Origin of the sequence: Stenotrophomonas sp. G106K1, assembly GCF_037969685.1 — a bacterium.
Classification (GTDB): domain Bacteria; phylum Pseudomonadota; class Gammaproteobacteria; order Xanthomonadales; family Xanthomonadaceae; genus Stenotrophomonas; species Stenotrophomonas lactitubi.
In genome coordinates, this window is the sequence record NZ_JBBPFR010000053.1 from 1 (window position 1) to 522 (window position 522).

Consider the following 522-nt stretch of genomic DNA (forward strand, 5'->3'; position numbering starts at 1 on the left):
GCAAGATGGACAATCATCCTTCCTGCAGGCGCCTTCACAAGATACCTGCGCATACTTTCAAAGATCCGGGGAAGTGGCCTCAGCGCCATTCCCGTGTGCTGCGAAGTTTCCTTCGTAGCGAGCCGCCCATTATAGCCGGCTTTTCCGCTTCGTCAACACCTTTTTTCAAGGCCGCCTCACCGGAGTGGACGTTGTTGCCGATGCTGCTTCGTCGTTGGACCCGAGGGCCTTTCGTCGTTGCGAGCCGCCTATTATGGCAGGCCTCTCAGCTTTGTCAACAACTTGTGAGAGAAACTTGAAGCTCTTCGCGAAGTTGTTGCCGTAAGTCCAGGTCGAAACCTGAGGCTTGCAAAAAAAGGAAAACCCCGCTGCGTGAGCAGCGGGGTTTTTGGGTATAAACCCTGGCGATGACCTACTCTCGCATGGCTTAGGCCACACTACCATCGGCGCAGCTACGTTTCACTTCCGAGTTCGGGATGGGATCGGGTGGTTCCATAGCGCTAATTTCACCAGGGAGGCGGT

General features: G+C 55.2%; 1 rRNA gene. It reads right to left on the reverse strand.

Annotation, left to right across the window (positions count from 1 at the left end):
• Positions 1-399: 399 nt before the first annotated feature.
• Positions 400-514, reverse strand: a 5S ribosomal RNA gene (rrf, locus tag WKB25_RS21065).
• Between the last annotated feature and the right edge of the window lie 8 nt (positions 515-522).